17 protein-coding genes and 1 riboswitch are annotated in these 26,382 nt (G+C 36.4%); of the genes, 11 read left to right on the top strand and 6 right to left on the bottom strand.

Going from position 1 to position 26,382, the window contains the following annotated elements; all coding sequences use genetic code 11:
- Nucleotides 1–31: 31 nt before the first annotated feature.
- Nucleotides 32–799, bottom strand: coding sequence for a tyrosine-protein phosphatase (locus JNUCC74_RS05035; RefSeq protein ID WP_454067163.1), 768 nt, complete (start codon nt 797–799; stop codon nt 32–34).
- Nucleotides 800–1,829: 1,030 nt separating this feature from the next.
- Here JNUCC74_RS05035 and JNUCC74_RS05040 point away from each other — a divergent pair.
- The 4 genes from JNUCC74_RS05040 to JNUCC74_RS05055 all read left to right on the top strand — a co-directional run bounded on the left by JNUCC74_RS05040 (nt 1,830) and on the right by JNUCC74_RS05055 (nt 8,913).
- Nucleotides 1,830–3,599: a sigma 54-interacting transcriptional regulator gene (locus JNUCC74_RS05040; RefSeq protein ID WP_454067164.1), complete on the top strand. Its 1,770-nt coding sequence runs from the start codon at nt 1,830–1,832 to the stop codon at nt 3,597–3,599.
- Nucleotides 3,600–4,877: 1,278 nt separating this feature from the next.
- Entirely contained in the window at nt 4,878–6,545 is a 1,668-nt protein-coding gene (locus JNUCC74_RS05045; protein WP_454067165.1) for an acyl-CoA dehydrogenase family protein, read from the top strand.
- 14 nt (nt 6,546–6,559) lie between these two features.
- On the top strand, nt 6,560–7,456 hold the full coding sequence (locus JNUCC74_RS05050) for an NAD(P)-dependent oxidoreductase (protein WP_454067166.1): 897 nt from the start codon (nt 6,560–6,562) through the stop codon (nt 7,454–7,456).
- Complete coding sequence (locus JNUCC74_RS05055; protein WP_454067167.1) at nt 7,453–8,913, top strand: CoA-acylating methylmalonate-semialdehyde dehydrogenase; 1,461 nt, start codon at nt 7,453–7,455, stop codon at nt 8,911–8,913. The genes JNUCC74_RS05050 and JNUCC74_RS05055 overlap by 4 nt, the downstream gene beginning before the upstream one ends.
- Nucleotides 8,914–9,599: 686 nt before the next feature.
- Here JNUCC74_RS05055 and JNUCC74_RS05060 read toward each other — a convergent pair.
- The 4 genes from JNUCC74_RS05060 to JNUCC74_RS05075 form a co-directional block, all read right to left on the bottom strand.
- Nucleotides 9,600–10,646: an enoyl-CoA hydratase/isomerase family protein gene (locus JNUCC74_RS05060; RefSeq protein WP_454067168.1), complete on the bottom strand. Its 1,047-nt coding sequence runs from the start codon at nt 10,644–10,646 to the stop codon at nt 9,600–9,602.
- A gap of 15 nt (nt 10,647–10,661) precedes the next feature.
- Nucleotides 10,662–11,447 carry an enoyl-CoA hydratase-related protein gene (locus tag JNUCC74_RS05065; RefSeq protein ID WP_454067169.1) on the bottom strand — a complete coding sequence of 262 codons (786 nt, stop codon included), beginning with the start codon at nt 11,445–11,447 and terminating at the stop codon, nt 10,662–10,664.
- A gap of 653 nt (nt 11,448–12,100) precedes the next feature.
- On the bottom strand, nt 12,101–12,316 hold the full coding sequence (locus JNUCC74_RS05070) for a YkvS family protein (protein WP_077319808.1): 216 nt from the start codon (nt 12,314–12,316) through the stop codon (nt 12,101–12,103).
- Between the two features lie 29 nt (nt 12,317–12,345).
- Nucleotides 12,346–12,813: a MerR family transcriptional regulator gene (locus tag JNUCC74_RS05075; protein WP_454067170.1), complete on the bottom strand. Its 468-nt coding sequence runs from the start codon at nt 12,811–12,813 to the stop codon at nt 12,346–12,348.
- A gap of 981 nt (nt 12,814–13,794) precedes the next feature.
- Between JNUCC74_RS05075 and JNUCC74_RS05080 the strand changes: the two genes are divergently transcribed.
- From JNUCC74_RS05080 to JNUCC74_RS05090, 3 genes are all read left to right on the top strand, one after another.
- Nucleotides 13,795–14,700: a hydroxymethylglutaryl-CoA lyase gene (locus JNUCC74_RS05080; protein WP_454067171.1), complete on the top strand. Its 906-nt coding sequence runs from the start codon at nt 13,795–13,797 to the stop codon at nt 14,698–14,700.
- Nucleotides 14,701–15,688: 988 nt separating this feature from the next.
- Nucleotides 15,689–17,362: a glycoside hydrolase family 13 protein gene (locus JNUCC74_RS05085; protein WP_454067172.1), complete on the top strand. Its 1,674-nt coding sequence runs from the start codon at nt 15,689–15,691 to the stop codon at nt 17,360–17,362.
- Between the two features lie 468 nt (nt 17,363–17,830).
- On the top strand, nt 17,831–18,376 hold the full coding sequence (locus JNUCC74_RS05090; protein ID WP_281250290.1) for a helix-turn-helix domain-containing protein: 546 nt from the start codon (nt 17,831–17,833) through the stop codon (nt 18,374–18,376).
- Nucleotides 18,377–18,569: 193 nt separating this feature from the next.
- On the opposite strand, the gene JNUCC74_RS05095 is transcribed toward JNUCC74_RS05090, so the two are convergent.
- On the bottom strand, nt 18,570–19,115 hold the full coding sequence (locus JNUCC74_RS05095; RefSeq protein ID WP_454067173.1) for a helix-turn-helix domain-containing protein: 546 nt from the start codon (nt 19,113–19,115) through the stop codon (nt 18,570–18,572).
- Between the two features lie 753 nt (nt 19,116–19,868).
- Between JNUCC74_RS05095 and pruA the strand changes: the two genes are divergently transcribed.
- The 4 genes from pruA (at nt 19,869) to JNUCC74_RS05115 (ending at nt 26,084) form a co-directional block, all read left to right on the top strand.
- Nucleotides 19,869–21,416, top strand: coding sequence for an L-glutamate gamma-semialdehyde dehydrogenase (gene pruA / locus JNUCC74_RS05100; RefSeq protein WP_454067174.1), 1,548 nt, complete (start codon nt 19,869–19,871; stop codon nt 21,414–21,416).
- A 372-nt stretch (nt 21,417–21,788) separates the two neighbouring features.
- On the top strand, nt 21,789–22,712 hold the full coding sequence (locus JNUCC74_RS05105; RefSeq protein ID WP_454067175.1) for a proline dehydrogenase family protein: 924 nt from the start codon (nt 21,789–21,791) through the stop codon (nt 22,710–22,712).
- A gap of 32 nt (nt 22,713–22,744) precedes the next feature.
- Nucleotides 22,745–23,719, top strand: coding sequence for an ornithine cyclodeaminase family protein (locus JNUCC74_RS05110; protein ID WP_454067176.1), 975 nt, complete (start codon nt 22,745–22,747; stop codon nt 23,717–23,719).
- Between the two features lie 657 nt (nt 23,720–24,376).
- Nucleotides 24,377–24,481, top strand: a riboswitch (SAM riboswitch).
- A gap of 238 nt (nt 24,482–24,719) precedes the next feature.
- Nucleotides 24,720–26,084: an LLM class flavin-dependent oxidoreductase gene (locus JNUCC74_RS05115; protein WP_454067177.1), complete on the top strand. Its 1,365-nt coding sequence runs from the start codon at nt 24,720–24,722 to the stop codon at nt 26,082–26,084.
- Nucleotides 26,085–26,382: the final 298 nt, after the last annotated feature.

Raw genomic sequence — 26,382 nt, forward strand, 5'->3', positions numbered from 1 at the left:
AGCACTTCTAACTCTCGTTTATCCTGCTAACTTATACAAGCAGGTGTGCTTTTAACATCTCTACATCGTTTTTAGTAAAACCGATTGCCTCTTTAACATACTCATCTACAGAACCAAATTGTGATTTGATTTCATCAAAAAATGCTTGTAAATATTCACGACGAGCTTCTAACATAGCTTGGATTAAAGCCTTGTCTGCCTGAATTTTTTCAACTTGCAGGTTGGTTTTCAATGCATCTATGAATTGATTGGTGAATAAATAGTCTTGAAAAATAAGTTTTTCCGGTACATCTAACATATGAAGAGTTAATGCGGCAGTAACGCCAGTTCGATCTTTTCCAGCCATACAGTGGAAAAGAATTGGGGCTTGCGGATTTTCTAGTAATGTTGTTAAGATACTTTTGTAGACGGGGACATTTTTGGTTACCTTTCGATAAAGTTGAATTAAAACTTGTCCAGGATCTTCTTCTTGTTGAAAGGAGAAGTCGGCTAAATCTTTTGGACTACGAATTGCATCTCTATCAATTTCAATTAAAGGCAAATGCCTGTTTGTTACTTCTGGTATTTTAGGAGTTGGATGTTTTTTAGCCTCATCCGAACCGCGAAGATCAAAGATTGTCCGTATTCCAATTTTTTTTAAGGTTGTTATATCATTTTGAGTTAAATTCTGTAAGTTCCCAGAACGAAATAATATACCATTTTTGACTTTTCGCCCTGATTTCGTTTCGTATCCCCCTACGTCACGAAAGTTAAAACTTCCTTCTAAATCGATCGTTTGTACCAACTGTCTCTGATTCATTTTTTCTCCCTGCCTTTTACTTATTTTTGAAAATAGATATCTGTCTTTATCTCGCATCTAAGGTTCCATAAGTTTTCCACTTTTAGGGGTATAGAGAATAGATCGTTCTTGTCTAAAAAACGATATCTATTCTACTTGGTGAATATCTTTTTGAAAGTAGTTTCGTCTAGCTTATCCACTCGAGCGTTTGAGTCTTCATTCTACTTTTTATTAGTTAAACCCTCATTGAATGAAGTTCCCCTTTAACGTTCTTGGATATTTTCTATCTGTATTGTCCGTATGATTATGGTAAAAGTCAAGTGAATAATAAAAAGTCCAGCATCAGCTGATGATTTTGGAGTTTGCTGGTTTGTTAAGGTGTCTAAAAATTTTAGTGAAACAGTTAAGTCAACATGTGAAAACTATAATGTCCAGGTTCTAAGTAAACATCTTCATAAATGGCGCTTCTGAAAACGGTAATAAATAGTAAATGTAAAATGAATGTTTACCTATTTAGGTACAACGAAGCAGTCTCCTGTATGAAGTTCTTGAAGACTCTTACTAACTAGGAAAACCATATCCGTTTTTGATTTTTCATATCATTGATTTCTTGTTTACTTTTATTTTTAGTTTTTGTTTTACCATTTCCATGATTACCCTCCTTTCGTTTTTAAACTTCCCATTACTTTAAAAAGATGTACAAATTGCGAGGCTGTTTGCGAACAAATAATAATAATGCTATAATTCAGAAAAATACTCTTTGTTTCCATTATTGAAAAGGCATAGCAAATAGTAACGTAGTTTTTAATTAGTGCATCCACTTACGAGGCATTATAATTGAGTAATTAACCAAAAATGAAAAGGGTTACATAAAATGCAAATATGTGTTGGAGTCGACCAATGCTTTATTTGTAGTCCAAAAAATTATCAAACGTATTGCTGATTTAAATGTGTAACTTAATCTATGTGATGATATATATTGACTTGAGCTTCTTCGTTTTTTGAGCCGCACTTATATGGCTGACTTAATGTGATAATGGAGGGGTATGGAGTGGAGAAAACAAATTATACTGTTGCTACATGGATGAATAAAAGCCCAATTACTATTCAACCATCAATGCGGATAAAAGATGCTTTAACTATTCTCTGTCAGTATAAAAAGAATGAACTTCCCGTTGTAGAAGAAGGACGTGTACATGGAATTTTACGTATTTATGATGTGATCGCCAACCTTGATAAGACTTCCGGGGATAATTCCATTACCGCCATGATGAAAAGTGATTATACAACCGTTTTTGCTGATTATGTAATGGAGGATATTACTCATCTCCCCGTGTATATTGTTGACAGGCAAAGTGGAAAAATGATAGGTGAACTTTCAGAAGTAGAAATGCTAACTTTTCAAAAGTGGATCATGCAAGAATTAAATGATAAAAGCGAGGCTATTCAATGGTATGAGCTGACATTTGATACGGCATATGAGGGATTAACGGTAGTAAATGAAAAAGGTGTTATCCAACTTTTTAATCAAGCGTATAGTCGCTATGTTGGTGTACCTAAAGAAGAGGCAGTTGGTCGATTAGCGGAAGAAGTAATTGAAAACACCAGATTACCAGTCGTGTTAAAGACAGGAGTTCCTGAACGTAGCCAAGCACATCGTCTTCAAGGTCAAAATTTGGTTGTCCATCGTATTCCTATTTGGAAGGATAATAAAGTAATTGGTGCAGCAGGGATTCTTGTCTATGAAGGTACTTCAGAAATATATCAAGCAATGAAGCGAATGGAAAAATTAGATGGTAAACACATATTAGACAGCAAGGTTACTTTACCAGATATAGAAGAAAACCAAATCCATTTTGAGGATATTTTAGGGGAAAGTCCTACAATCTCTCAGGCCAAAAAGATTGCCCGAAAGGCAGCTGACTCTAATGCGACTGTCCTTATAACTGGAGAAAGTGGTGTAGGAAAGGAACAATTTGCAAAAGCAATTCATTATGGAGGAATGACAAAAGCAGGACCATTTATCAGTGTAAATTGTGCAGCTATTCCAGATGGGTTGATGGAATCTGAACTATTTGGATATACGAAAGGATCGTTTACAGGAGCTGATAAGGAGGGTAAGCCAGGAAAGTTTGAACTGGCACATAATGGAACTATTTTTCTAGATGAGATTGGTGATATGCCTTTAAATATGCAGGCAAAAATATTGCGGGTTTTACAAGATAAGAAAATAGTAAGAATTGGTGGAAATAAGTCCATATCCGTTAATTTTCGACTAATCAGTGCGACGAATAAAGATTTAAAGCAGCTGGTACGTAATGGAGATTTTCGGGAAGATCTATATTATCGGTTATACGTGATCCCTATTCATATCCCGCCACTTCGCAAGCGAAAGGAAGACCTACCTATTCTGATTGCACATAAGCTCGAATCATTAGCTAAGATTTATGGAATGAAAGAGAAAACGATAGATCAAAAACTGTTAAAACTTATGAGAAATCATCATTGGTCGGGAAATATTCGCGAACTTATGAACGTGTTGGAACGCTTGTTTGTTTTAACAGATAGTGATCATATCTCTCTGAGGGACTTGCCAGATTTGGTGCAAGTTTCGGCTTATCAGGATACTGCGGATGTAAAACTAAATCATATAAAAAGAAAGAAGCAGCTGATGGATGAAGTCTCTAAGGAAGAAGAGGAAATTATTGAGCAAACGTTGAGGCAGGTAAACGGAAATAAGTCACAAGCTGCTAGATTGTTAGGTGTCTCTCGATCCACCCTTTACAATAAACTATCGCGGTATAAAAACAAAAAGGCTTAGAAGTTAAGCAAAAATATTTTAAATAGTCGGTGCATTAGAGGAAAGGGAAGATGCAAAATGAATACATCAATTAAAAAGCCGAATGTGAAACATGCAATGCTATAGCTAAGATTTGTACTTTAGGCTGGAAACAAATAGTACAAGGAAAGTTGAATGAAGAGTATCAATATAAGAATATTGTCTATTGATATAATAAAGAATAGGTTTCTTCCGACATATAATTAGGAAAGTATTCCTATATAGTATTACATAATTCACAGGTTATCGGAGTCATTGGCGGTGGATTTATAGAAGATAAAAACGCGGAAATATTCGTTCTTTATCCCGCATGTAAGGTGCCGTAAGACTCCCACTTCAAGAGCTTGAGTTGATACAAAAGGTCTAAGTGGGAGAAAACGGCACCTAAATGCCCGATTCGTTCAACTAACATTCAGTAGGAGATGGAAGAAAACTCCTACTGAATGAAGTTTCACTTTATGTAGATGAAAAATGCCGATATAAAGGAATTGGAAGCAGACTGCTGTGGGCGCTTACTACATAGCAATCATCAGGCGGCGCAGATGAACAATGGGTTTCGTACAAGAGGACAATCAGTGGGTAATCCGTTCTTTAAAGCCAGAGGATTTAAGCATCGATTCAAGCAAACTAGGATAACCGACACAAATGAAAAACAGGTATATTTACATTATTGTCGGCAGATTTCATAATGCGTATCTAAACTTTATTCCTTTGTTTTTCTTCGCTAGAAATGCAAGTTGGTAAAAGGTTTTTCTTATATTCGATAGGGGGATTTTGTTCCACATGTAACTAGCAGGAAGACTTCCTCCATGCTACGAGGTGAACCATAGGAAGGGTAAGTGGAAGATTCAACTGCAAGTCAAATGTCCGATTCTGTTCATTCTAACAAGTAGAGGGGATAAAAAGAATCATAAAGTGAATGTCAATCAGTGGATAATCGCGCCGTAATGAAAAGAACAGAAAACTGATTAGTTAAGTCACTTGCTACTTTGTAAATTGTCAATCTTCAATTGGCTAATACTTGTTTAACTGTATGGACAATTAAACAAATTCTTTCTTGCGTTTAATAGATAGTAATTCCAAATTTCAGGAGTGAAAAAACAGAAAGATATGGATAAATTTCCTTTATCCATTTTCCTTGAGAATAAAAGGAGACCTCATGAATGAAGTGAACTAGCATGGTCTTTCACATCTACTTTGTGCAATATTAAATAGTTGGTATGATTTTTGCAATGTCATTTGTATTAAGGGGGGATAGATATGAAAAGGTTGGATAAGCGTAATAAAAGCTTTATTTTTCCTAGTAAGCAACACTTATTACAAATGGATTATTCTAATGAATTTCGTGAGGAAGAACAGCTCATTGCAAAAACGATTGAAAAATTTGTAGAAGAGCAAGTAAATCCCAACTTGGATAAGCTAGAAGCCTATGATTATGAAGTAGCGAAGGAATTATTCCGTTCCACTGGTGATCTTGGACTTTTAGGTGCTGATGTTCCGGAAGCTTATGGTGGGTTGGAAATGGGAAAACGAACTGCAGGACTTATTGCAGAAAAAATGGGGTACGGAAGTTCATTTAGTGTTTCTTTTAATATTCATACGGGAGTAGGGACATTACCTTTTGTTTATTTTGGAACAGAACAGCAAAAAAAGCGTTATCTACCGAAGTTGACTACTGGTGAATGGGTAGGTGCCTATGCGCTAACGGAACCAAATGCAGGTTCTGATGCACTTCATGCAAAAACAACTGCCAAAAAAACAAATGGCAAATGGGTATTAAACGGTGAGAAACAATGGATAACAAATGCACATATCGCAAGTGTATATGTTGTTTTTGCTAATACAACAGAAGGGATAACTACTTTTATTGTAGAAAGGGATCAACCTGGTGTTTCAATAGGACCAGAAGAAAAGAAACTAGGAATTAAAGGTTCGTCAACAGCAACGCTTATTTTAGAAGATGTTGAACTTACGGAGGAAGACATATTAGGGGAAATTGGGAAAGGTCATCGAATCGCACTAAATATACTTAATTTGGCACGTCTAAAGCTTGCTTTTGCTAATATCGGAACATCTAAGCAATCTCTGGCCATTGCTGTTCAATATGGAAAGGAGCGCAAACAATTTAATCAGGAAATTGTTCAATTTGGTATGATTCAAGAGAAACTGGCAAATATGGCTGTAGCAATTTATGGAGCAGAAAGTACTGCTTATTATACTGCCAGCATCCTAGATGGCATTAACGTAGAATCGCCATCACAGATTGTTCAAGTACTGGCTAAATATGCGATGGATTGTTCTATTAATAAAGTAAAGGCGTCAGAGACATTGGACTATTGCATTGATGAGGCTGTTCAAATTCATGGTGGCTACGGTTATATGCAAGAATATGAGGTTGAACGCATATACCGTGATTCTAGAATTAACCGAATTTTTGAGGGAACAAATGAAATTAACCGTTTGACAATTACAAAATCATTTTTAAAACAATATGTAAACGCACCTGAGCTTATGGGACAATCAGAAAAGATCAATAACGTATTTATTCGCTATTCACATCAGCTATTAAACTCCATTATGAATGCGCTTACGAAACGATTTGATTTAACAAAACTAAATCAATTTTATTTACATGGGCTTGCCAATATCCTTGAAGAGCTTTATGTCATAAAAGCTGGAGAGATTGCCGTAAATGCAGATAAGCAGCCATTAACCGTTAAGTTATTTGATGTTTTATGTGAAGAAGGCTATATGCGAATAGAAAATCAAGCGATTGTTTTGCTTTCATCGATTTATGGGTTAGAGAATAGTTCTAAGCAAGAGATGATTCAAGGGATTCGCTCTTTACCAGTGATGTATTCTAATTTGTTTGAAAAAAAGCAGGAAATAGCAACTGAAATCATTGCGAAAAGTGGTTATTTTCAATGATATGGGGGGATAAAATGGCGAAAATAGGTTTTATTGGTTTAGGAAATATGGGATTTCCAATGGCAACCGGTCTTTTAAGAGAAGGGGTTGGTGTTATTGGTTATGACATAAGTGAGTCGACACTTATTGCTTTTAAAAAGCAAGGAGGAGAGATTTCAACATCGATTGCAAATGTGATTGCAGCGAGTGATGTGATTATGACTAGTTTACCATCTGAGAAAGCTGTAGAAGACGTATATTTAGGAGAGGATGGGCTCATTGTAAATGGCGATCATACTAAAATTTTTATTGATACGAGTACTGTTTCTCCTAAGCTGAATCAAAAACTGGAAGAGGCTTGTCATAAACAGGCGATACCTTTTTTAGCTGCGCCAGTAAGCGGTGGTGTGATTGGCGCAGAAAAGCAAACGCTGACCGTTATGGTTGGAGGAAAAAGAGAGGTTTACGAGCAAGCATTACCCATCTTCAAGATCATTGGAGAAAATATCTTTCACGTAAATGAACAAATTGATAGTGGAACAACCGTGAAAATAATTAATAACTTATTAATTGGATTTTATACTGCAGGGGTTAGTGAGGCGCTTCATATTGCGAATAAGAAAAACATAGATTTAGATGACCTTTTTTCCATGCTCAGTGTCAGCTATGGTCAAAGCCGTATTTACGAACGTAATTACAAAACATTTATCGCCAACAATAATTATAAACCAGGCTTTTCCTTAAAGCTCCTGCGGAAAGATTTAGAATTTGCGATGGATGTTGCTGAAAAAAACCAGCTCGACTTACCAATTAGCCAGAAATTACTTTCCCTATATAAAGAAGTGGAAAAGGAGGGTTTTGGCGATAAAGATATGGCGGTACTTTATGAACGCGTACAAAAACAATCAGAATTGAAGGAGGCTTCTAAATGATATCTCAAGAAGTAAAAAGGATAAAAAACTTTATTGGTAATAAGTGGGTAGAATCAACTGGAACGAAAACATTAGATGTTCCAAATCCAGCGACTGGGGAAGTCATTGCACAGGTAGTGTTATCCGAAAAAGAAGATGTTGATCAAGCAGTAGCTGCGGCAAAATCTGCATTTCCAGATTGGGCAGCTGTTCCGGTTCCTAATCGAACGCGTTTGTTGTTTACGTATCTTCAGTTACTTAACCAACATCGAGAAGAATTAGCAAAAATTATTACGCTTGAAAATGGCAAATCGTTCCGAGATGCTGATGGAGAGGTTCAACGTGGGATTGAAGTAGTAGAACTAGCAACTTCGACGCCAAACTTAATGATGGGAGATGCCTTGCCCAGCATCGCCAGTGGAATTGATGGTTCGATTTGGCGCTATCCGCTAGGTGTTGTTGCTGGGATCACCCCATTTAATTTTCCAATGATGGTTCCATTGTGGATGTTCCCATTAGCGATTGCTTGTGGGAATACATTTGTGTTAAAAACATCAGAACGAACGCCGGTATTAGCAGAACGATTAGTTGAATTATTCTATCAATCTGGGTTTCCGGATGGGGTGCTTAATCTGGTTCATGGTGGAAAAGAAGTAGTTAATCGGATGTTAGAACATCCGGATATAGAAGCTATTTCATTTGTTGGATCAGAACCAGTTGCAAAGCATGTATATCAAACGGGTACAACTCATGGCAAGCGTGTTCAGGCACTTGCAGGGGCCAAAAACCATGCGATTGTTATGAATGATTGCAACATAGAAAAAACGGTACAAGGTGTAATCGGTGCTGCCTTTGGAAGCAGTGGTGAGCGTTGTATGGCTTGTTCCGTTGTAGCAGTTATAGATGAAATAGCTGATGACTTTATTAGTTTATTGACAGAAGAAACAAAAAAGTTAAAAGTTGGTGATGGAATGGATGAGACAGCATTTGTTGGTCCACTTATTCGTAAGTCACATAAAGAAAGAGTAATCAGCTACATTGATAAAGGAGTAGAAGAGGGAGCGGAGTTATTAGTTGATGGTCGTCATATTGAAGACGAAGTGCGAGATGGATATTACGTAGGTGCAACGATCTTTGATCATGTAACCCCGAATATGACGATTTGGCAGGATGAAATTTTTGCTCCTGTGTTGAGTATTGTACGCATTAAAGATTTAGAAGCAGGAATAGCATTAACAAATCGGTCAACGTTTGCAAATGGTGCGGTTATTTACACGTCAAGTGGTCGTCATGCACAAACATTCCGTGAACAGATCGATGCAGGCATGATAGGTGTAAACGTTAATGTTCCTGCGCCAATGGCATTTTTTGCATTTGCTGGGAATAAAGCTTCATTTTACGGTGATTTAGGTACGAATGGAAAAGATGGAGTGCAATTTTATACGAGAAAAAAGGTAGTAACCGAACGCTGGTTCTAAATAAAAAGAGACTGGGACATTACTAAAACAGTTGGTTAAAAAACGAACAATAAATCGTCCTTATGTATACGCTAGTTTTTAGCATAATCAACATATGTAGACTCCTCGGAAATAGCTCAAGCTGAAGATCCCGCAGGAAAGAATCTTTGCTTTCCGAGGAAGCTGAGGCCGTGCCCATGGGAAGCGAAATATGTTGACGTAGCGAGGATAGGAATTTTTTAACACAAACAAACCGAACAATTATAAGGAATTGTTCGGTTTTTGCTATTTCCTATTTGCTTATGTCCCAGACCCTTTTTTACAACGTTCATTTTAGAAAGACTTGGCTTGTAGCCAAGTCTTTAGCGAAAGCTATCGTTTTTCTTATACGATTCGTTCAACTAACATTCCGTGAATGCTTTTTACACGGAATGTTAGTTGAACGAATCGGGCATTTAGGGGCCGTTTTCTTCCACTTAGCCCTTTGAACGAACTCAGATCTTGAAGCAGGAGTCTTACGGCACCTTACATGCGGGATAAAGTGAAACTTCATTCCGTGAATGCTTTTTACACGGAATGTTAGTTGAACGAATCGGGCATTTAGGAGCCGTTTTCTTCCACTTAGCCCTTTGAACGAACTCAGATCTTGAAGCAGGAGTCTTACGGCACCTTACATGCGGGAAAAACCCTTAAAATTTTTTACTTTTCTATAGTATAAAAAAGGATTTAATAAGTGAATCTGGAACATCAGCCAATTGTTGATACTTGTAAACTGGTTGTTTATCTTTATCAATGACTACTGATCGAACACCTTCATAAAAGTCATCCGACTTTAAAAAGTTACGGGCAATAATGAAGTCGGTATCCAAGCATGCTCTAAATGATTTATTTTTGCCTTTAATTAGCTGGGCTAATGTCACTTTTAAGGAAACAGGTGATTTCTCCAATATGGTTTCTTTTGTTTTTTGAGCAAATTTACTAGGGTCAGAAGCAAGAGATTCAATAATTTGCTCAACCGTTTCATGGGAAAAATGCTTATCGATTAGTGCCTGATTAACTTGTAAAATCCCGTTATCATCATGTTCACTTGTATATTTCTTAAGTAATTCGTCAAGTTTTTGATGAATGTTTGACTCTTCTGTCCAATTCATGCTTTTGAGTTCAGCCTGAAAAGGTTCAAATTGACTGCTCTTCATATAAACATCTGCTGCCTTTGCGTATAGAACATCGCTAGCGGTTATAATGCTCGATGTAAGTGCTAAATAACGTCCAGTGAAACCAGGAGCCTGATTTAGGAAATAAGCTGCTCCGACATCGGGGAAAAAACCGATATTCATTTCCGGCATTGCCCATTTTGTCTTTTCAGTGACGATGCGATGACTAGCACCATAGGATAGACCTACACCTCCACCCATCACAATACCATCTAAATAGGCGATGATTGGCTTTGAGAAGTTTGCTATAAACGCGTCAGTATCATATTCTTTTTTAAAAAATTCCATCGCTTTGTTAAATGCTTCTGGATTTTCTTTTGCTTGATATAATGTTTTTATATCGCCTCCAGCACAGAATCCCTTTGGTCCTTCTCCTTTTAGAATAATAACGGAGACAGAAGGATCTTGTTCCCATTCTTTTAGTTTATTATGGATAGGGGAAAGCATGTCATAGGTCAATGAATTAATAGCTTTTGGTCTGTTTAACGTAATGGTGGCAATACCCTGGTTGTGAACCGAAAATAATACGTTTGTCATCAATATGCCTCCTATGTACTATTTATGGCGAAACTGGGGCTTACGTTTTTCGACGAAAGCCTGCACGCCTTCTTTTGCATCAGATGTTAAAAATAACTCGCCAAATATTTCATTTTCTCTTTTTAATCCATCAGAAATAGATTGATAGTATCCTTGAACAACACTCTCCACGGCACGGGTAATACTTTGCATACTATTTCCTTCAATAAATGAGCTGGCAATGGTAATAGCTGTAGACATGAGCTCATCAGCGGAAACGGTTAGCTGAACAATGCCAAGTTCAAATGCCTTTTGACTGTCAATATGTTTACCTGTCAGAATTAATTCTAATGCTGTAGCAATACTAGTGATACGGGATAAGCGCTGTGTGCCGCCAAACGAAGGGACAAGTCCGAGTTTAACTTCTGGAAGACCGAGTGTAGCATTGTCGGAAGCGATTCGATAATGACACCCCATTGCAACTTCCAATCCGCCACCTAATGCCGGTCCGTTAATGGCGGCGATGACCGATTTTGTCATTGCTTCTAATTCATTGCATAAATTTTGTCCTGCTTTAGACATCTCAATTCCTTTATTATAATCACCCATAGCAGGAACAAATTCCTTAATATTCGCTCCTGCAGCAAAAAATCTTCCTGCACCGGTTAGGATAATCGCATGTACTTCTGAGTTATCTTGTAACTGTTTGAGTACTTCTCTCATTTCTGTAATCATTACTGAAGATAATGCATTCGCTGGTGGGGAATCCATTGTTAATATAGCTACATTTTTTTTGTAAGTAAGCGTGAGGTGATTCAACTCCATAAGACAATCCTCCTTGACGTTTATAGTTAGTCTACTTTCACTGATGCAAATAAGATGCCAAAGTAAATTACTGTAATAGATATGTGAAACTGTGAACATTTTTTCATTCCCGTTGAGCTTAAACTGAACTAATTAAGGGGGTCTTTCCATCGCTCAGTTCCATATCTTGTTTAATTTATGAGTGTTGTGAGATGGAAAAAATCGGGAAATAAAAAAACATCATGTATAACTGTCTATACAATTATACATGATGTTGGCATTCTTCAACAATAAGGAATAGCTCATTACATCAGATATTTGCACTATTTATTTTGGAGATATGGATTATGTGTTGTGAATTGCTTATAGGCTGTTCCATAAGCCCAACTATTCTATAGCTGGCTAAGTCGCCAAGAATTTGGATACCCAGCTGTGCTTGTGTTTCGAGCACAGCAGGACAAGAAAAGCTTCGGAAGTGACACATCGCACGAAGAAAAAGCGGTTTTCTTTTTCGAGGACAAGAAAAGCTTCGAGCGACACATCGCAATTTTTTAAGAACCAGGAACAACCCAATAGCAACATCGAAATTTTCAAGGTAAGGAAAAAATCTTTCAAGAACATTGCGATCTTAGCAACTTTGTCCCTTTTTATCCACTTTTTGAACGTATTTATAGTTATGAATATTTTTCAACAATACGATAATTTTTATGGGCTACGACAGTAGTAGGAAAACTATGGTTTAATTTAGATGAGTTACGAGATTTTGAGATGTCTACAATAGTACTTCTTTTACAATGAGATGGCAAAACCTCTCCTTGAAGTAACACATTTTCTTTCTTAAATTCTATTATATCTCCTGGTTTAGCTTTTTTTGAATCAGGTTTAAACATATTTATTCCTCCTTAAGAAATCTGTGCACTCAGTTAATTTCATCATTTTTTTGGTTTCTTTGTAGCCATTCCATTTGTTTTTTCATTTTATTTATTTCTTGAATTTGTTCAGATTGTTTTTGTTTTAGTATTTGAAATGATTGTTCTAATTTAGCGATATTAGCTACTGTTAATCCTAAGGTTTGCATAATTGTACGAATGTTTTCGTTATAATATTCCTGATCTACTTCTTCTTTGTGAGTGTCTTTCGTACTGCATTCTACTATGATTGGAAAATGTCCATTAGCCAACCGCTCTGCAATATCGTGCTGCTTGTAATGCTTGCTTTTACAAACCTTAATAAATTTTAAAACATCAATAGCCTCGGGAAGATAATAATTGTCTTCCTCATCTTGCACTTTTGGTACATACATATTGAATTCTTTAATCCAAGCAGCCGCGGTGGATGGTGGAATACCAACGATATGTGATAACCCCTGAAGGTTAAGTAATTCCACTTCTTTCACCTATCTTTCTGTGGTAGTCTAAAATACAATTTCTACCTGTACTAGGAACTACACTATTATCTTAACTAATTAACATGGGAATAGTATGTGAAAAATGTGGAATAAATAAGTAATTTAGATCCTGAATTCTACTAATTTAAAGAAAATTATTCCGACATAACGAGGTGGACTTCCTGATTTTTCGTGGATATTTATTCCGTATGTAATTGGCGGTAAGATCTGCCTTTCCATGCTACGAGGAGAACCCTAGGAGGATAAGTGGAGAATTCAACTGCAATTTAATGTCCGATACCGTTGAGAGCATTTAGGTCATACCCTTGCATAACAATCTGGGGGATAAAAGAAAACCACTATTGAAGATTCACTTTACGTTATAAACATGTTTCCTGAGATTTAGAATTATCGGAATTCCTTGTCTTTCTCATGTTAAATCAAAACATTTATGACTTTAAAGGAAGTATTTATGGCACATGCATCGGTAAATTGGAATGGATAACATCATAACCATCTGTAACTGCTTTAAAGATATTGCATTGTAACAAAAAACATCGTCTACAAAAAACTCCCCATCTTAATGGCTCCCCGTTTAACTATACAATCTTGTAATATCTAAAAGGGCGTTCATTCAGGTTACTACAAAGATGAATTCGGAAACGACAGATTCTAACGATCGTCTTATGGTTGACTATATCCGAATTTTTATAATATACTTAATTCAACAATGTTGAATTGGGTGAAACTAAATGGAATGTGGTAAGTATCTTATTTAATTAGTAAAATAGGACGTTTAAAACAAAAGCAGGATAAGAAGTTCGATGAATCTTACCTTTGCTTAAATGAGTAAACAAAATCGGAGTAGTTATCATATTTATATTGAAAGCGCATTCCTAAAAGAAAGCAGCGGAGAATTTGTTCCGTTGTATTTTCTATTAATTAGCATCTGTTCATATGAATTGAAAAGGAGGAAACGATATGCATTATCCAAGCTTTATTCATTTAAAAGAGGTAGGCCCGAGAGATGGGTTGCAAAATGAAAGTATTTTTATTGATACAGAGGATAAGGTAAAATGGATTGATATGCTATCAGATTCCGGGGTCGGTGAAATTGAATATTCTTCGTTTGTTCACCCGAAATGGATTCCTGCACTTAAAGATGCTCAAGAAGTTGGTAAAAAAATTAAACGAAATCCTAATGTTCGTTATTCTGCACTTGTACCAAATCTGAAAGGGCTAGAGCGTGCTTTAGAAGCTGGAATAGATGGGGCATCTGTATTTATGTCGGTGAGTGAGACACATAATTGGAAAAACATTAATAAATCAGTTGAGGAAACGTATCCTATTTTAAGAGAAGTGATCAGTGAAGCTAAGTCGGTTGATAAATTTGTTACTGGATATGTATCGACTGTTTTTGATTGTCCTTATGAGGGAAGGATCAACCCGGAACAAGTTATTCGCGTTTGTGATGAGCTATTTGCAGCTGGGGTTGATTTTATTTCGTTGGGGGATACGATCGGCTCTGCAGTTCCCTCTCAAGTAGAAGCACTATTAGAACCTGTTTTAATCCGTTATGATTCGGATAAAATTATTATGCACTTTCATGATACAAGGGGAATGGCAATTGCAAATATATTAACGAGCTTAAATTATGGAATAACCCGTTTTGATAGCGCAGTTGGCGGTTTAGGCGGTTGTCCATATGCAAAAGGTGCAGCAGGAAATGTAGCTACTAATGATGTGCTGTATTTATTGCACGGTTTGGGGATTAAAACAGGGGTGCAAGAAGATAAGATGCAGCAAGCTGCTTTGTGTATTCAAGATAAGCTCGGCAAGCAGCTTCCTAGTAAAGCACTTGCTTATCACTATAAAAAAACAGTATAAAGTTAGATCAAAAGGGATGAAGTCGTGAAAACAATACGATTTTATCCTTTTTCCATTGTAAAGGCTATTATATCCATATCTTCCTGATGGATGTCTTTTTTGAAAGTAACTTCGTCGTCTAGCTAAAGCGATTGTGCTGCTAGCAAACTTCGATCTCCTTCCTACGATAAGTCAACATCCGCTCTTTTCGTATCTCGAAAGCAAGCTCTGTATTTCTTCCACTTCAAACATCAATCCATTTCATGTCCTTCATATAAGCGCAACTAGGCAGTAACTGACCAAGGGCTTAACGAGTATGTTTTTTCCTGAGAGGGAAGCTGAATGATAACAAATTTTGATTTGCTTAATAATAAGTGTTGACCTATCTTAAATTCTACTATATGATTGTAATGCAATCGTTTGCGCAAAGAGGCTCGCTAGTTTTTAATTTGTTGGAAATAAAAAACACATATAAGTAACTAGGATTATATTTAAACTACTATATACTTATGGAAGAGCAGCTTTGTAAAATATAGAAAACGATTGCACTAATTATTACCTTGTAGGAAGTAAGTCAATCTATTGCAGCAGATAATGTAGATGGGAATTTAAAGACAGATAATGATATATTGTTTCTTCAGAAAAATCACAGGAATTAGGATCCACTTATGAATTTATATGGGCTTATTCTTATATTGCTTACGATCATGTTGAAGAAGGAATTGCACTATTAACAAGACTCATTTTACGGCAGTCCATGTGAGAATAGAAATCTTTGGTAGACTCGGAAAGCTGTAGGGATGACAATTATTTTTAAAAGAAAAATAGCGAGCCTTTATTCCTGTCATATAGGATGGTGAAGGGATGACGAAGAGCCTTTTCAAATACAAATGGATAGTCGCAATTAATAATTAAGCGAATTGTTATTTTATTAAATCTATATATAGTTAACGAATAAAACAGCATACCTAATTAACTAGAAATAATATAGGAAGAAGGAGTCATAGATATGAAACAAGTATGGTGGAAAGAAGCTGTAGCCTACCAAATTTATCCTCGCAGTTTTATGGATTCAAATGGTGATGGAATTGGTGATATTAATGGGGTTATTTCTAAGCTGGATTATTTAAAAGATCTTGGTGTTGATTTAATCTGGTTAAGCCCGGTTTATCAATCACCTAATGACGATAATGGCTACGACATAAGTGATTACCGAGCAATCATGCCTGAATTTGGAACGATGGAAAATTTCGATTTACTTTTGGAAGAGGTTCATCGTCGTGGGATGAAACTGATTATGGACCTAGTAATCAATCATACGTCTGATGAACATCCATGGTTTATCGAATCTCGTTCGTCACGAGATAATCCGTATCGAGATTACTATATTTGGCATGAAGGCAAAAATGGAAAAGAGCCAAATAATTGGGCTTCCATATTCGGCGGATCAGCATGGGAATATGATGAACAAACACACGCGTATTATTTACATGTTTTTTCCAAGAAACAGCCCGACTTAAACTGGGAAAATTCAAATGTCCGTAAAAGTTTATACGATATGATTAATTGGTGGTTGGATAAAGGGATTGATGGATTTCGTATTGATGCTATTTCTCATATTAAAAAGGTGCCAGGATTTCCAGATGTGCCAAATATGGAAAATAAAAAATATGCTCCTTCCTTTGAAGGTCATATGAATCGTGAAGGAATTCATGAGTTTTTAGCAGAATTAAAACAAGAAACATTTGCTAAGTATGATATTGTAACCGTTGGTGAAGCGAACGGTGTAACGGTAGACGATGCTCATTTATGGGTTGGTGAGCAAGAGGGTAAATTTAATATGGTTTTTCAATTTGAACATCTCGACCTTTGGGGAAAAAGTATTTCCGGTGGATTGGATATTCATGCATTAAAAAGGACATTAACCAAGTGGCAAAAAGGCCTTGAGCGAAATGGATGGAATGCGCTGTTTTTGGAAAATCATGATCAGCCTCGTTCGGTATCAACCTGGGGAAATGATCAAGCTTATCGCAGAGAATCAGCAAAATGTTTAGCTACTCTTTATTTTCTGATGCAAGGAACGCCGTTTATATATCAAGGTCAGGAAATTGGGATGACCAATGTTCAGTTTGATTCCATTGAGGATTACAACGATGTTTCCTGCAAAAATCTGTATGCAGACGAGCGGGAAAATGGAAAAAGTCATGAAGAGATCATGAAAATCATTTGGAAAAATGGACGAGATAACTCTAGGACCCCAATGCAATGGAATGATAAAGAAAATGCAGGCTTTACGTCAGGAAAACCTTGGCTAAAAGTAAATCCTAATTATAAGGAAGTGAATGTCGAACGTGAACTAGCTAATCCAAACTCCATTTATCATTATTATCGTCAGTTAATCCAGTTAAGAAAAGAGCTCCCAGTACTTATTTATGGCAGTTATGATCTTATTTTAGAAGACCATGATCAAATTTATGCGTATGTAAGGACGCTTGAAGATCAAAAAGTAATAGTGATTACAAATCTATTCCATGAGGAAGCGGAGTTCATTTTACCGAAAAACGTAACGCTAACTGATAGCAAGTTACTTATTAGTAATTATCCAGCGCCGTCTTTGGGGGATATGAATAGGGTTTCTCTAAGACCTTATGAAGCAAGAGTTTACCAACTGTTAAATAACTAATTCTATATTTACAGGGCTAGAATGCATTGAAACGATATGTATTCTAGCTTTTTCCTGTCTCGAACTAACTTGTAAGAGGTATTCATTTAGGAGTGTATTCATTTTTCCCAATATTGATTTGACGTTGGTTCGCTTCTATTTTATGATTAAATATATTTATCTTTAATAGAGGGAGGGCGGGAAAGTACTGCCCGTAATGGATGAAATGTAGGTGAAGCGATGAACAACTGATTCCATCCATTGTCTTCCTTCTCTTAATTATTACCAGTTGCATAAAGTTAGCACTTACCTTTAATGTTTTAAGAACAAGTGCAACTAGTCGATTGTTTGCATCAGTTACATAACACTAGTAAACATTTTCTTCTTGCATTTAATTGTATGCAAAACTGATACAATAAGTATTCGGTTCTAGTTGAAGTTAGGTATTTATTATAGTGGAAGGGGAGAATAACAATAAATCTGAACAATATTGGAGCAAAAATTAAGCAAATGCGTCTACGAGCAAAAAAAACACAACAGCAAGTGGCAGATGAATGCGGTATATCAAAAAGTTTATTATCAAAGATTGAAAACGGACAAACTGCTTCAGCGATAGCCACATTATCAAAGATTAGTGAGGCATTACATGTTCCACTATCATGGGTACTTGATGATCAGGAAGAACGTGATCTAGTCATCCTTTCCCATACAAAGCGTCAGTTTAAGGTAGGCGATGACAATATGGGGTATTCATATGAATTGTTGGCGAATCGTTCTAGATTTAGTGGGATTGAACCAACGATTGTCCATGTGACGCCGCGTGATATGAATATAAGACATGAGGCTTATACGCATTCACAGGATGAGTTTATTTATATATTGGAAGGGGCAATTTATTTACGCTATGAAGGTAAACAGCACTATATGGAAAAAGGGGATAGTGCTTATTTTAAAGGAGGTAAACCTCACCTGTTTGTTCCTGTTGATAATGAGCCTGCTAAAGTACTAACAGTTTTTATTGACAGCCATTTATAAAAGGGTGATCTAGTCTCAAGTAGTAATATTAGAAGACTAGAGACATAGCCAAAGCAAACAGATTGTTCTGTATCTATACCAATTTTATATATTCATTGTAAAATCTGATTTAATATGCATGTTTAACTTTACACTTCCGCTAAAACTCGTTGTTACATGTAACATAAGACCGCACAACCAGTACTGTGTGGTCTTATTCTGTTGTAGAAATACATAAAAACTTAATCGGTTTATCTGTTCTGTTATACCAATAATGTGGCTTGGATGAATCCAGGAAAACACAATCATGTGGATGTAACACTTCTAGTTGATGGTCTACCTCAATCGTTAATGTTCCTTCTAATACGTATAAAAACTCCTGCCCTTTATGAGAAAAATTATTGCCACGATTTGCGTCAGGATCAAGAATTATAAGATTAGGAATAAAAGCTGGATTTTCCATCCCGCCAGATAAATTTTTATAAATAAAGCGATTTTCTGTTGCATTCAATGTATCTACAATATTTCGCGTAATGACAGAGCGCGAAGCTTTCGGTTGATTAAAAAAATAGCTAGGGTGAACCTCTAAGGCATCGGAAATCTTTTTAAATGACTCCAAAGTAGCTGATGTTTTAGAATGTTCTAATTGGGATAAAAAACTGATAGATAATCCCGTTTTCTCTGAAATATTTTTTAATGTTAAGTTCTTTTGCTTACGCAGCTGTTTGATTCTTACTCCAAGATTCCATGATGTTTCCATTTATCCCTCTCCTTTCTAGGTAGTTTTTTGACTGGCTGGAAAACGAGATCCGTTTTTACATGCCACATATCCTTTTTTTGCAATTCATTCTTCGTCGTCCAGCGTAAGCGCTCGAGCGACTAGCAAACTTCACTTTTCTTCCTACGATAAGTCAACATCGTCTCCTTTCGTCATCGTATTTCCTTTATCTCGTCAGAAGAGCTCCAGTTAGTACGTCGCTAACCCGAGGCTTACACTTTTGTGTCCAGCGTAAGCGCTCGAGCGACTAGCAAACTTCGCTTTTCTTCCTACGATAAGTCAACATCGTCTCCTTTCATCACCGTATTTCCTTTAACTCGTCAGAAGAGCTCCAGTTTGACCGTCGCTAAACGATGGCTTACACTTTTTGCTCAAAAAATTATATGGGTTGAAAGGACAACATAAGAAAAATCCGTTAGTTCCATTAGGTGATTCTTATCCCTTTTTGAATAACTTCTAAGCAATTAGTTGACGAAAAAGCAAAAACTATCTTATAATTTAGTTAACCACAATTTAAGTAATACTTAAATTGTTTTAAGAAAAATAATTTGAAAATTATTACCGTTTTAAGTATATAAATATACTCCAATTGAGAAGAAAACAAAGAATAATATAATCGAAAAAGGATTATGGTGGTAATTAAATAATGCAGTATAACTTTGAATCGTTAAAGTGCTGATCTTATTGAAAACGCTTCCTTTTCGGGGTGTTCAATTATAATAAGGGGGTTTTTACATGGTAGTACCATACAAACATGAGCCATTTACTGATTTTACAGTGGAAGAAAATAAGCAAAAAATGCTTTCTGCCCTTAAAAAAGTGGAGAAAGAGCTTGGTAAGGAATATCCACTTATTATTGGCGGAGAACGAGTTACAACCGAAGAGAAAATCGTATCTGTAAATCCGGCTAATAAGAATGAGGTAGTCGGCTATGTCTCTAAGGCAAATCAGGATTTAGCAGAAAGAGCAATACAAGTAGCGGATAAAACTTTTACCACTTGGAGAAAATCGGATCCAAATTTCCGAGCAGATCTGCTATTTCGCGCAGCAGCAATTATTCGCCGAAGGAAGTACGAATTTACTGCGCACCTAATCAAGGAAGGCGGTAAGCCATGGAAGGAAGCAGATGCAGATACTGCTGAAGCAATTGACTTCTTAGAGTATTACGGAAGGCAAATGTTGAAGTTGAAGGATGGAGTAAAAATAAATAGCCGTCCAATTGAGCATAACCAATATCATTATATCCCACTAGGCGTTGGTGTCGTTATTTCACCATGGAACTTTTTATTTGCTATTATGGCTGGCACCACTGTTGCTGCTATGGTTACAGGAAATACAGTATTGCTTAAGCCTGCCAGTGCAACACCGGTTATTGCTTATAAATTTATGGAAGTATTAGAAGAAGCAGGACTTCCCAAAGGAGTAATCAATTATATTCCTGGTTCGGGAAAAGAGGTTGGTGATTATTTAGTCGATCATCCGCGTACACGTTTTATAAGCTTTACCGGTTCTCGTGAGGTCGGTACCCGTATCTTTGAACGTGCTGCTAAAGTTCAAGAGGGACAGATTTGGTTAAAGCGCACCATTATTGAAATGGGCGGAAAAGATACGATTATCGTTGATAAAGAAGCGGATCTGGAATTAGCTGCTCAATCCGTTGTTCAGTCTGCTTTCGGTTTTTCAGGTCAAAAATGTTCTGCATGTTCACGGGTGGTTATTCATGAGGATGTTTATGAAGAAGTTAAAAATCGCATCGTTGAATTAACAAATGAATTGTCGGTTGGCAATCCACATGATAATACACACTTTATGGGTCCGGTTATCGATCAAGCAGCATACGATAAAATAATGGATTATATTGAAATTGGTAAGCAAGAAGGTGAGTTATTAATCGGTGGAAACGGTGATGATAGTAAGGGCTGGATGATTCATCCAACCGTGTTTGCTGATGTAAATCCAAAAGCGCGAATAATGCAGGAGGAGATATTTGGACCGGTGGTTGCTTTAACTAAAGCAAAAGATTTTACAGAGGCTATAGATATTGCTAATAACACGGAGTATGGTTTAACCGGTGCAGTTATTACAAATAATCGTGAACATATGGAACAGGCAAGAGAAGATTTCCATGTCGGAAACCTATACTTTAATCGAGGCTGTACAGCGGCAATCGTAGGCTATCAGCCATTTGGCGGCTTTAACATGTCTGGAACCGATTCAAAAGCCGGTGGACCAGACTATTTAATTCAGCATATGCAAGGAAAAACAACTTCTGAAATGTTTTAACTAATATAGAGACCTCGTATTTCCCTCCATGGTTGGCAACATCAACTATAGGGGGCCCTTTTTTATTTCATTTCCTACACCGATTTTCGTGTTTAGGAGAAGATATCCGTTTCTTCATGGATAACTTTTTTGAAAAGTAGCTTCGTCTAGCTTGCGTGCTCAATGCCTAGTAAACTTGGATTTCCTTTCTATGATAAATCAACGTCGTCTCGAATCTAAAGGAAGGCCGACTAAAGGTGGGCTTGATGCTCAGGCGTTGGCATCCCCCTGTTTTTAGTAGTATATTTTCTTTGTTACGTCGCTGACCGAGCGCTTCTAGGATTTTGTTCTGTCTAAGACAGAATTTCGAGATGGTTGGGAGGGAAGATAAACATGGAACAATTAATGCGAAATTTCTTTTTATTTTTATCAAACAATAAAGCGTTAACAAAAGCAGCCAAAAAATATGGATTCCGATTTGGAGCATCTCGCTTTGTAGCAGGTGTAAATATTCATGAAGCTGCCAAAAAAATAAAGGAATTGAATGAAAAGGGCTTTGTTATAACGGTTGATCATTTAGGCGAATTTATCGATAATGAAACGGAAGCTAGACAGTCAGCACAGGAATGTATCCGTGCTATTCAGGTCATTGCTCATCAACAATTAAATGCAGAGTTGTCGTTAAAGCTAACATCATTAGGAATGGATATTTCTTACGAGCTTGTTATGGAAAACATGCGAAATATAATGCAGATTGCGAAAGAACATCAAGTGATTGTAACGCTGGATATGGAAGATTATGGGCAGTTGGAGCAGACGTTAGATATTTTTACTACTTTAAAACAGGAATTCGATAATGTCGGTACGGTTTTACAAGCTTATTTATATCGAGTAGAAAAAGATTTAGAGGCATTGAATGAATATAAACCGTATTTGCGTTTAGTTAAAGGAGCATACAAAGAATCCGAGGAGGTTGCTTTTCCTAATAAAGCCGATGTCGATAAAAATTACAAAAAAATAATCAAACAAAACTTATTGTATGGTAATTATACGGCAATAGCAACACATGATGATGAAATAATCGCATATACAAAGGAACTAGAACAAACCTATCATCTATCACGGGATCAATTCGAATTTCAAATGCTTTATGGGATTCGGAATGACCTGCAGGACAGATTATTAAAAGAAGGTTACAAAGTTAGAATCTACCTGCCTTATGGTGAAGATTGGTTTGGCTATAATATGCGACGTTTAGCAGAGCGCCCTGCCAATGTTATGTTTGTTTTAAGAGGAGTTTTAAAAAAATCAAAATGAATGACTTTTGAATGCCAGAAAAGGAGCGTTCCATGTTAATTATTTCAAAAACGAAAATTCAAGCTCACTATTCGATAAGTGATGCGATAAAAGATATAAAACTAGGTTTAGATGCAAAAAAGTCTGGAAAGATAGTAAACCCCCATCGTACGGTGATTAGTCTACCGAAATATCAAGCCTCCAGCTTGTATATGCCAAGTGCAGATCTATCATCAGATATTGCATCAATAAAGGTCGTAAGCATTTTCCCAGAAAACCCTAAACAAGGTAAAAAAACGACGCAGGGCGTCCTTTTACTGACAAATGCTGCAACTGGTGAGCATATTTGTATGATGGATGCTTCTTATTTAACGCGTTTACGCACAGGGGCATTAAGTGCGATTGCTACAGACAAACTCGCACGTGCTAATGCCAAAATACTAGGTATAATTGGTACTGGGGCAATGGCTTTTGAACAAGTGATGGGTGTACTTGCTGTACGAGAACTTGAAGAAATAGTTCTATATAATCGGACATTGGAAAAAGCTGTACGCTTTAAAACAAATCTTTTAGCTTCGGGCATAGATATACCTGTTAGAGTCGTTAATCGCTCGAAAGAAATAGTGCAAGTAGCTGATATCATAATATGCAGCACACGATCGCATGAACCTGTTTTTGCTGGAAAGGATCTTCAACCAGGAACGCATATAAATGGGATTGGTTCATTTTTACCTTCGATGAGAGAGGTTGACCTTGTAACTATTAAACGTGCTACTCAGATTGTTGTTGATGATCTTTCTAGTGCAAAAGAAGAAGCAGGAGAATTAATTTACGCTAAAAAGCAAAGTGATTTTAACTTTTGGGATATAGTAGGGGAACTAACGGATTATGAATTATTATCTCGTTCTTCTGATGATGAAATTACCTTTTTTAAATCGGTGGGGTCCGCATATTTTGATTTAGTCGTCGCTACAGGCATTTATAAAAAGGCAATTTTATTAGGTTGTGGTCAAAAAGTTGAAATATAATTCGCAAAAATATGACTTGACAGATTATTTTGTTTTAAGTATTATTAGTTGTAATATTCTATAACAGCAAAAAATGAAATATCTATTTTTGCGTTTTAGTAATAAAAAATATCTGGTACAGAGAAATACGGCACTCGATTTTAATTGGTGATCCGCATAAAATTTAAAGAAAGAATTAAACGGAAACATTTCCTAAATCGAACTTCTAGCTCCAATGTGACAAATCAAGAAGGATATGAATAGGTTGTTTTGATTTTGAAACATTTACGCCTCAATTATCCTTTATACGAGCTGTCATTTTAATTGTATATTTTATTTTGTCATATAGGAAAAAACAAAAAGTAATCCTAATAAAGAGGTTCGGTGACTTATTCCTAAACTCTGACATTATCGTACAGGATCGATATAAAACAATTATTTTAAATTTTTAACTCATTTTCAACTTCCACATAATTGTCTTTAACTCAGCTGTGATATCAGTATATAAACATATTCTGCAGAAAAGAGGTTCGTTTTTAGATTAAAAATAATTCAAGCTGAGTTTAATGTTAACAGTATATATAGATGGTAATTAGTTTTGATATAATAATGATAGCTCAATAGGATGGAATCATCAAAATGGAGTATTATCCGAAAATGTTATTTATAAATAACTTTATCTTATCTCGAGTCGGGGGAGGAACCTGGTCCTGTGATCCCGCAGCAACCGTTACTTGTAACAAGGTGCTAATTCCAGCAAGCTTTTTGCTTGAAAGATGAGAAGTGTTGTATGGTTATGTATGCCTCTTCCTCATCGGAAGGGGCATTTTTAGTTAGAATGCCAAAAAATTTTATGTCTAATTTTTAATCCGAGGAAGTGGTTGCTTGAATAGATCCTAGTATTAACGAAACGGTTTATCCAAATAGTACTATAAAACCAACTAAAACGATGTGGATAATTTAATTTAAGTTAATGAAGGGTGCTCTCTTTGAAAATATCAATTATGGAGGAGATTAAAAGATGACAAAGCAAATTCATTTAAATGGGTTTATTCAAAACTCACCATCACCGCATTCTATTGGGCTATGGAAACATGACAAAGATTTAGGAAGGAAACATAATACTTTATCGTACTGGACAGAAGTAGCGAAAATATTAGAAAAAGGAAAATTTGATGCTCTATTTATTGCCGATGTATTAGGTACGTATAGCACGTATGAAAATAGCCATCGTGCAGCAACAACGCATGCAGTTCAGCTTCCGGCACACGATCCGCTTGTACCCATTTCCGCTATGGCCGCTGTGACGAAGCACTTAGGATTTGCTGCGACTATTTCTACTACTTATGCACAACCTTATTCATTAGCAAGGCAGCTTTCTACATTGGATCACTTAACCAATGGAAGGATTGCTTGGAATGTCGTGACCTCATATTTGGAAAGTGAAGCAAAAAACCTTGGGCTTAAAGACCGCTTACCAAAAGAGCTTCGGTATCAACGAGCAGATGAATTTTTGGAAGTGGTGTATAAGCTCTGGGAGCATAGTTGGGAGGAACATTCCGTTGTTTATGACAAGAACAATGATCAATTTGCTGATCCGAATAAAGTGCATCTGATTAATCACAAGGGTAGATATTTCAATGTTCCTGGTCCGCATTTAGTAGAGCCATCTCCGCAACGAACTCCGGTTATTTTTCAAGCTGGTGCCTCATCAAAAGGAAGGGATTTTGCTGCTACGCATGCGGAAGCAGTATTTACGAAAAACCATTCCTTAAAAGCTGTAAAAGAATACACCATTGATTTACGAGCGCGAGCAAAAAAGAAAGGTAGAAATCCAAAAAATATAAAGATTTTTTTAATGATACTTCCAATTGTTGGTCGAACGGAAGAAGAAGCGTACCGAAAGTATCAGCAATTAACAGAACACGTCAGTTATGAGGGAACTGCTGCTTTATTGTCGGGACATACAGGAATAGATTTCGCCCAATATGACCCTGATCAATATATTGAAAATATGGAAACAGATGCTGTACAAGGTAATTTAGATATGTACACAAAAGATCCAAATAAGAAATGGACACTAAAAGAGGCGGTAAAAAATCATGGACTTGGTAATGGTACTGTAAAATTTATTGGGACACCTGAACAAATCGCTGATGAAATGCAAGTTTGGGCAACAGAAGGGGATATAGATGGCTTCAATATTGCGCAATTTTACTCCCCTGGAACTTTTTCTGAATTTGTTGATTATGTTGTACCCGTCTTACAAGAACGGGGTATTTTTAGAAGAAACTATGAAGCAGTTACTTTAAGGGAACATTTATTTGGAAAAGGTCACGTAAATATATCGGATGAACATCCTGCCCGTAGCGGTTTAACCGTTTAATAAGTTTCACTTTATCCTGCATGTAAGGTACCGTAAGACTCCCACTTCGTATAAAATAAACTACAGCTTTCGTTAAAGATTTGGCGGCAAGCCAGTTTTTCTAAGTAATCATTGGAGGAGGACCGATTGTTGTTATCATGGTCGTAAGAAAGGTGAGAAAACTCAATCAGTAACAACAGTCGCTTTCTCCTCCAGATTGGCTAGGTGATTTCTATAATAGTTATATTTTACGAGTTGGTTCAGGGATTATTTTATTATTTAATGATGTTTTACATTGCAGGACTAGAGAGACTACTTG

Source organism: Cerasibacillus sp. JNUCC 74 (assembly GCF_053667775.1).